General features: G+C 44.1%; 6 protein-coding genes. 4 read left to right on the forward strand and 2 right to left on the reverse strand.

Translation table 11 applies throughout. From position 1 onward, the window contains the following. Positions 1–2: 2 nt before the first annotated feature. A complete protein-coding gene (locus V7R55_RS18965; RefSeq protein ID WP_334060891.1) occupies positions 3–1,901 on the forward strand; it encodes a sensor domain-containing diguanylate cyclase in 1,899 nt (632 codons plus the stop codon). Then, positions 1,898–2,908 carry a porphobilinogen synthase gene (gene hemB / locus V7R55_RS18970; protein ID WP_334060893.1) on the forward strand — a complete coding sequence of 337 codons (1,011 nt, stop codon included), beginning with the start codon at positions 1,898–1,900 and terminating at the stop codon, positions 2,906–2,908. The genes V7R55_RS18965 and hemB overlap by 4 nt, the downstream gene beginning before the upstream one ends. A gap of 90 nt (positions 2,909–2,998) precedes the next feature. Here hemB and V7R55_RS18975 read toward each other — a convergent pair whose 3' ends face one another. After that, on the reverse strand, positions 2,999–4,510 hold the full coding sequence (locus V7R55_RS18975; protein WP_334060894.1) for a Ppx/GppA phosphatase family protein: 1,512 nt from the start codon (positions 4,508–4,510) through the stop codon (positions 2,999–3,001). Positions 4,511–4,545: 35 nt separating this feature from the next. Continuing rightward, the gene (gene rhlB / locus V7R55_RS18980) at positions 4,546–5,835 is read right to left on the reverse strand and encodes an ATP-dependent RNA helicase RhlB (RefSeq protein WP_334060896.1); all 1,290 of its coding nucleotides are present in this window, start codon (positions 5,833–5,835) and stop codon (positions 4,546–4,548) included. A 100-nt stretch (positions 5,836–5,935) separates the two neighbouring features. Between rhlB and trxA the strand changes: the two genes are divergently transcribed. Together trxA and rho are read left to right on the forward strand one after the other, a co-directional pair. Beyond that, positions 5,936–6,262: a thioredoxin TrxA gene (trxA, locus tag V7R55_RS18985; RefSeq protein ID WP_118490421.1), complete on the forward strand. Its 327-nt coding sequence runs from the start codon at positions 5,936–5,938 to the stop codon at positions 6,260–6,262. A 271-nt stretch (positions 6,263–6,533) separates the two neighbouring features. Then, positions 6,534–7,799 carry a transcription termination factor Rho gene (gene rho, locus V7R55_RS18990; protein ID WP_014948094.1) on the forward strand — a complete coding sequence of 422 codons (1,266 nt, stop codon included), beginning with the start codon at positions 6,534–6,536 and terminating at the stop codon, positions 7,797–7,799. Positions 7,800–7,863: the final 64 nt, after the last annotated feature.

Below are 7,863 nucleotides of genomic sequence, written 5' to 3' on the forward strand. Positions count from 1 at the left end.
ATATGCAGACAAATCTAAAGGCAATGCGCAAGTATGATGCTGGGCTCATTCTTATTACAGCCCTTGCTGTAGTAGTCTTTGTCTTTGTTCTGCTAAACCTTTCTCCGGCAACAAGCCTCTCACCTCGGTTTTCACAGTTAACTTATTTAAAAGAAACTGAAGGAACACCCCTTGATTTCAATAGTGTAATTCAAATTCCAACAAGTGATTGGACTCAGGTCGCGCCACCAGTGAACTTAGGAATGGACACAGGTGTGCACTGGTTTTCAATGATAGTGCAGCCTACGCAAAGCAACCAAAGCCGGTTTCTCCTGCATGTTGACTATCCGCTTTTAGATAATTTAGATGTTGCGGTATATAGCCAAGTTGGTAGCAAACCCAAAGTGACGTTTTCTAGTGGTGATAGTAAACGCTTCAACGAGAGGCATATTGCGCACGTCAAACCTTTGTTCCCCTTACCTGCTAGTGCGCAATCTCAGCGCGTTATCATTAGGGTTCAAACATCCGGCAACATTCGCCTTCCCATTCGCATTTGGCAAGAAACAGAATTTATAGAATACACATCAACAAGAAACTTGGTGTTAGGCATCTTTTTTGGTGTTTTGCTAGCAATGGGTGTGAGCAATACATTCTTAACGGTCACAACTAAAAATGCTTCCTTTCTGTTTTACTCTGGTTATGTGATCAACCTAGCGCTTACCTTAATGACCCTTCATGGTTATGGCTTTTCCTACATTTGGCCGGAAAGTAGCTGGTTTCAAAGTAAAGCAATTATCGTATTTGCAAACGCTACTATAATGTTTGCGGCGCTATTTACTCGTAGTCTTCTGCCCATTAAAAATTACAGTAACAAACTCGATAGCGTGACCAAAGCTATTGGTTGGGTTTGCGGCTTGAGCATTGTTGCGGGCCTTGTTCTGCCTTATTGGCTAATGATAAAAGCGTTTCTTTTAGTATTAAGCCTTGTTGTCATTTTTATTCTAGCTCTGGGTGTGTGGCTGTCGCTTAAGCGAGAAGCCGTAGCGCGCTATTTTACAATTGCTTGGGGCTTTCTATTGATTAGCGGGCTGTGTGCAAGTTTAGATAATGTTAATATTATTCAGCTACCTATTTCGTCTAATGACTTGTTAGTGATAGGTGGAACCGTCGAAACCTTAATATTGGCGCTGATTCTTGCGATTAATTACAGCCACAGTCGTGACGACTTAATTGATGCGAAGGAGTTTGCACTTGAACAGGAAAAGCAGGCGAATACTGCTAAAGAAAAGCTGTTGGAAGTACAAAAGCGCTATCAGGATGATCTGGAGTATAAAGTCCAAGAGCGTACGCTTGAGTTAGAGATAACGCTGCGTGAGCTTTCAGAGGTAAACCAAGAGCTGGAAAGACTTAACGCAATTGACCCGCTTACAGGGGCACACAACCGCCGCCATTTTGACAAACGATTGCGCTCCGAGGGAAGACGCAGCCGTCGAGAACAAACGCCTTTATCACTTATCATTGTTGACGTAGATCACTTCAAAAAAATTAACGATGAATATGGACACGACGGCGGAGATGCGTGCTTAATCCACGTGACAAATGTCTTCAAAAAACTCATCCATCGTCCAACAGATGACTTGTGTCGCATAGGTGGTGAAGAGTTCGCAATTATATTGCCTAATACTGATTTGAGCGGCGCATACCACGTTGCCGAGAATATCCGATATAGCTTAGAAAACAGTCCGCTTGAATATGAGGGGCAAACCGTTAAGCTAACTGCCAGCGCTGGTGTATCCACAACCATTATTGCGGATGAAGAACACGCGCAAAGTTTATTTAAATATGCTGATGAGTGCTTGTACGAAGCGAAAGCTTCAGGGCGAAACACCGTAATACAAAAAAATTTACAGGAAAAACTATGACCTCTTCACCTTTCCCTCTCCGTCGTATGCGTAGATTACGTGCTAAAGATGCGTTAAGAGGGCTTGTGGCAGAACACAGGCTAACTACGGATGATTTAATCTATCCTGTCTTTGTGTTGCCCGGTGAAAATGCCAGGGAAGCCGTTCCTTCTATGCCTGGCGTTGAAAGGCTTTCTATTGACTTACTGGTTCAAGAAGCAGCTGATTGGGTAGCATTAGGTATTCGAACTATTGCACTTTTCCCTGTAACACCTATGTCGCTTAAAACAGAATGTGCCAGTGAAGCATTTAATTCTGACGGCCTTGCTCAACAAGCGATGAGAGCGCTTAAAAAAGCGTACCCTGAAGTGATGCTGATGTCAGATATAGCATTAGACCCTTTCACGTCTCATGGACAAGATGGCCTCCTAGATGAGACTGGATATGTGATGAACGACGAAACCGTTGAAGTCCTAATTAAGCAAGCCTTATCACATGCCGAAGCTGGTGCTGACATTGTGGCGCCTTCTGATATGATGGATGGCCGTATTGGTAGCATTCGCAAGGCACTAGAAGAAGCGGGGCACATCAATACATGCATTATGGCTTACTCGGCCAAATACGCCTCTGCATACTATGGTCCTTTTCGCGATGCTGTCGGCTCTGCTGCAAATATCAAAGGCGGTAATAAGAAAACTTATCAGATGGACCCAGCAAACACTGACGAAGCTCTTCATGAAATTGCCCTTGATATAGAAGAGGGGGCAGACATGGTGATGGTGAAGCCCGGTATGCCCTATTTAGATGTGGTACGTCGCTGCAAGGATGAGTTTAAGGTGCCAACGTTTGCTTATCAAGTCAGTGGCGAATACGCTATGCATCAAGCAGCCTTTGCTAACGGTTGGCTAAACGAAGAGGCGGTAATTTTAGAGTCCTTACTTGCATTTAAGCGCGCTGGAGCAGATGGTATTTTGACCTATTTTGCACCTAAAGCTGCCAAGCTATTAGCTAAGCAAGATGGTAAATAAATTTAAATCTAAGCGATATTAATTTGCGCATTCCAATAAAAAGCCGTGCTAAGCACGGCTTTTTTGATTTATAAACAAGGATGTGAGTATTTACTTACACAATAGCTCAAACCCAGCTTTGTGCTGTAGCCAGCACTCGTTTGCTAATTCCGCATTAATTAAAGGGTGAGACTTCAGCCAGCCTTCGGGGAAGGTAAGTGTCCACTTACTGTCATCACATTGCAGTGAAACTTCTGGAGTATGTTTGTTTTGGCGGCGTAGACATAAGACTACTGCTATGCGTAATACTCGAAGCATGCCTTTTAGCATAGGACGATAGTCTTCGTGGTACTTATCAAAAATTTCTGTTTCAATCGTTAAACGATGCTGCGCAACTAGGTCGCGAATTGCTGAGCGCTGCAACCGAGTAAACCCCGGTAAATCAATATGACTTAAAATATACTCACCGTGTTCGTGATGGCGTTTATATTCAATGTGAAGACCAATTTCATGTAACTGTGCAGCGGCCCCTAAAATAGTTTCTGTATCTAGGTGACAAATGTTTTGCTGTGTGCAAAGTTGATGGCATAAAGTAAGCGCTACATGGCGAACTGAGTTCGCATGGTTTTTATCGATATGATAACGATGCTTTGCTTGATTGAGCGTTTGTTGGCGTCTATCGTTTTCAGTAACGTTATCTAACATTCCGTAGATAAGCCCTTCGCGCAATGCCCCGCCAGAGATATTCATATGTTTGATATTCAGCGCTTCAAACAAGCTGATAAGTATCGCCAAGCCAGAAGGGAAAATAGCTTTTCTATTGTCTTCTAATCCGTCGATATCAAGGTTTTGAATGCTGCCGCATTCGACACACTGTTTTTCAAGGTGATAAAGATAGTCTAAACGAATGGCATCGCTGATACCCTGGGCTACCAGGATCTCGGTAATTGCTTGCGGTGTCCCCGACGCTCCTAAGCAATTCTCCCAATCGAAACACAAAAAAGCATTTGATACTTCAGCAATTAGCAACTGGGCTGCTTTTTTAGCATTTTCGAAGTTATCTTCGGTTATGGTACCGCCAGTGAAGTAGCGCTCCATAAAAGTCACACAGCCCATATCTAAACTTTTAAGGTGGATAGGCTGCATGTCGTTACCGATAATAATTTCGGTGCTGGCACCTCCAATATCTATCACTAGGCTATTACCTTGGTTAGCTGATGTATAGGCTACCCCTAGGTAAATTTGTCGCGCTTCTTCCTCGCCGCTTATCACGTTGAGCTTGTGATTAAGAATTTCTTCAGCTTTACGAATGAAAATATGGGCGTTGGTCGCAAGGCGAAGGGTAGCCGTAGCGACTATTTTGATATTAGATGATGGGATATCTTGCAGACGTTCCGAGAAAACTTGCAGACATTGCCAGCCGCGCTCCATGCTTACATCATCAAGTGCTAAGTCATCGTCTAGGCCAGCGGCTAAACGTACTTTTTGCTTAATTTTCCCTATTATTTGCACACTGCCGTTAACAACGTGAACAATCACCATGTGAAAGCTGTTAGAGCCCAAGTCTACAGCGGCGTAGTACTCGCCGTAGGTCTGTGCGTCGTGCTGGAGTTCTGCCTGCATAAAATCTCGTTTCTTATAAAATACCTTACGCTTTATTATTGCGCTCTGTTGTTTCGGTTTTGGGGCTTACCTCGACCTCTACCGTTGCCACGGCGCGAAGAGTTGCGGTTGTTAGGCGTGCGTCTCCTGCGAGGCTTTGGCGGGGTTACATCATCAAGCAGTGCACTGCGGTCATAATCGGTAACCGGTATTGTCTTTTGAATGTATTGCTCAATAGCAGGTAGATTTAGTGCGTACTTCTCGCATGCAAAACTAATCGCAACACCACTTTGTCCTGCGCGACCAGTTCGACCGATACGGTGTACATAGTCTTCCGCATCGTCTGGTAGGTCATAGTTAAATACGTGGGTGACCGCATCAATATGAAGACCGCGCGCTGCAACATCGGTCGCTACTAGGATATCAAGGTTACCCTTCGTAAAATCTTCTAAGATCCCTAAGCGTTTTTTCTGCGGTACATCGCCGCTTAGTAAGCCTACGCGATGGCCATCAGCGGTAAGCCAGTCGGTAACCTTCTCACAACTATTTTTGGTGTTCGCAAAAACAATCGCCTTTTCCGGCCACTCTTCTTCAAGCAATGTAAGAAGCAGCAGCATCTTGTCATCGTCAGATGGGTAAAAGAGTTCTTGAGAAACGCGAGTAGCTGTGGTCTGCTCTGGGGCAACCTGAACATGGGTTGGGTTATTCATATGCTCATAGGCAAGTTCTTGTACGCGATAGCTTAGTGTAGCTGAAAATAGCATGCTAAGGCGTTCGCCTGCAGGTGGCATACGGCGGAACAAAAAGCGGATATCTTTTATAAAGCCTAAATCGAACATGCGGTCGGCTTCATCTAGTACAGCAACCTGAATATTCTTCAGTGTGAACACATTCTGCTTGTAGTAATCAAGAATGCGTCCTGTCGTACCAATTATAATATCTACCCCTTCTTCCAAAGTTTCACGTTGACTTTGGTAACCTTCGCCCCCATAAATCAAACCAAGCGACAATCCAGTATGCTCACTAAGTAGTTTGGCGTCGTTATAGATTTGAACGGCGAGCTCTCTGGTCGGCGCCATAATAATTGCGCGAGGGCCATTTGATTTGCTGTTATCTGCATTTTCTGCTTTGCTTAGCAAATAGTGAAATGTAGCCACCAAAAAGGCAATGGTTTTACCTGTTCCCGTTTGAGCCTGCCCTGCAATGTCGTGACCTTCCAATAATGGAGGCAGTGCAAGTGCTTGAATTGGTGTACAATGTGAAAAATTAGCTGCCGTTAAGGCGTCAACAACCTTGCCGTTAATCGGCAGGTCGGAAAAATGAGTATCAGTTAAGTGAGTAGGCATAGCTTATAGCTTATCAGTGCTTGCATTAAAAAACAGTTTCTATATAACACTTATGGTCGGGCTGAGACAAATCAGCGACAGACCAATAATGGAGAAAAGAATGAGCGACAAAATTATCCAGTTATCTGACGATAAATTCGAAGCAGATGTTATCAATGCTGAAGGTCCTGTACTGGTTGACTTCTGGGCCGAATGGTGTGGCCCGTGTAAAATGATCGCACCAATCTTAGAAGAAGTTGCGACCGAGTTTGAAGGCAAGTTAACAGTTGGCAAGTTGAATGTCGATGAAAATAACGAAACTCCACCTAAATATGGTATTCGTGGTATTCCTACATTGCTACTTTTCAAAAACGGCAACGTTGCTGCGACTAAAGTTGGCGCATTATCAAAAGCACAGTTAACAGAATTTCTAAACGAAAATCTTTAATTGAGACAAAATAAAAAACCGGTGCGAATAAAGCGCCGGTTTTTATTTGCATCACGGGCACTTGCATTTAGTTTTAGAAAAGAGCACATCAAAATATTTAACATTTCGGCGGTAAAACGCTGGACGTTGGTTAAATATAGTGCTAACTTTTCCTCAGCGCTCATCCGAGCAGCATTCTGCTTACGCCCACATCCGGGTGATATCAAATCTAAACTAGAACAGAGTGACTTTAAGTCCTGTAAGCGAAGTTCAAGCACAAAGACCCACCAGTATGAATTTAACTGAATTAAAGAACAAACCAATAAGCGAGTTGGTTAACCTGGCCGAGGAAATGGGCCTGGAAAACATGGCGCGCGCCAGAAAACAAGACATCATTTTCTCAATCCTAAAGACTCACGCAAAAAGCGGCGAAGATATCTTTGGTGATGGGGTACTAGAAATTTTACAGGACGGTTTCGGCTTCTTACGCTCAGCTGACTCTTCGTATCTTGCAGGGCCAGACGATATCTATGTATCGCCAAGCCAAATCCGACGCTTCAACTTGCGTACGGGTGATACGATTGCCGGGAAAATTCGTCCACCAAAAGACAGCGAGCGATATTTTGCTCTGCTAAAAATTCGCGAAGTTAACTTCGACAAGCCCGAAAATTCACGTAACAAAATTCTTTTCGAAAACCTTACACCGCTTCACGCAGCAGACCGTTTGCGTATGGAACGCGGCAACGGTTCAACGGAAGATATTACGGCTCGTGTACTCGACTTAGCATCTCCAATCGGTAAAGGTCAGCGTGGCCTTATTGTTGCACCACCAAAAGCCGGTAAAACGCTTCTTCTTCAAAACATTGCTCAGTCAATTGCTGCTAACCACCCAGACTGTGAGTTAATGGTGTTACTTATCGATGAGCGTCCAGAAGAAGTTACCGAGATGCATCGTCTTGTACAAGGTGAAGTAGTGGCATCAACGTTTGATGAGCCAGCAAGCCGTCACGTACAAGTTGCTGAAATGGTTATCGAAAAAGCTAAGCGTCTTGTTGAACACAAAAAAGACGTGGTTATCCTGCTTGACTCGATTACTCGCCTTGCTCGCGCTTACAACACAGTTATCCCATCATCAGGTAAAGTACTTACCGGTGGTGTTGACGCAAACGCACTACACAAACCTAAGCGCTTCTTCGGTGCTGCTCGTAACGTTGAAGAAGGCGGTAGTTTAACCATTATCGCAACAGCGCTTATCGATACCGGCTCTAAGATGGACGAAGTTATCTACGAAGAGTTCAAAGGTACAGGTAACATGGAATTACACCTTAACCGCAAAATCGCGGAAAAACGTGTATTCCCGGCTATCGACTTTAACCGCTCTGGTACTCGTCGTGAAGAACTGCTTACAGCGCAAGATGAACTACAGAAAATGTGGATCCTTCGCAAAATCGTTCACGAAATGTCAGAAATTGACGCAATGGACTTCCTTATCAGTAAGCTGTCGATGACCAAGACTAACGATGAGTTCTTTGACGCCATGCGTAGACAAAAGAGCTAATAGAGACTTGTAATAATCTGATATTAAAAGAAAAGGCGCCACTCGGCGCCTTTTTTGTTTCTTG

This window comes from Alteromonas sp. S005 (assembly GCF_036864475.1).
GTDB lineage: Bacteria > Pseudomonadota > Gammaproteobacteria > Enterobacterales > Alteromonadaceae > Alteromonas.

Coding starts and splice junctions, on each gene's coding strand:
- V7R55_RS18965 (WP_334060891.1), top strand. CDS start 3: ATGCAGACAAATCTAAAGGCAATGCGCAAGTATGATGCTGGGCTCATT.
- hemB (WP_334060893.1), top strand. CDS start 1,898: ATGACCTCTTCACCTTTCCCTCTCCGTCGTATGCGTAGATTACGTGCT.
- V7R55_RS18975 (WP_334060894.1), bottom strand. CDS start 4,510: ATGCAGGCAGAACTCCAGCACGACGCACAGACCTACGGCGAGTACTAC.
- rhlB (WP_334060896.1), bottom strand. CDS start 5,835: ATGCCTACTCACTTAACTGATACTCATTTTTCCGACCTGCCGATTAAC.
- trxA (WP_118490421.1), top strand. CDS start 5,936: ATGAGCGACAAAATTATCCAGTTATCTGACGATAAATTCGAAGCAGAT.
- rho (WP_014948094.1), top strand. CDS start 6,534: ATGAATTTAACTGAATTAAAGAACAAACCAATAAGCGAGTTGGTTAAC.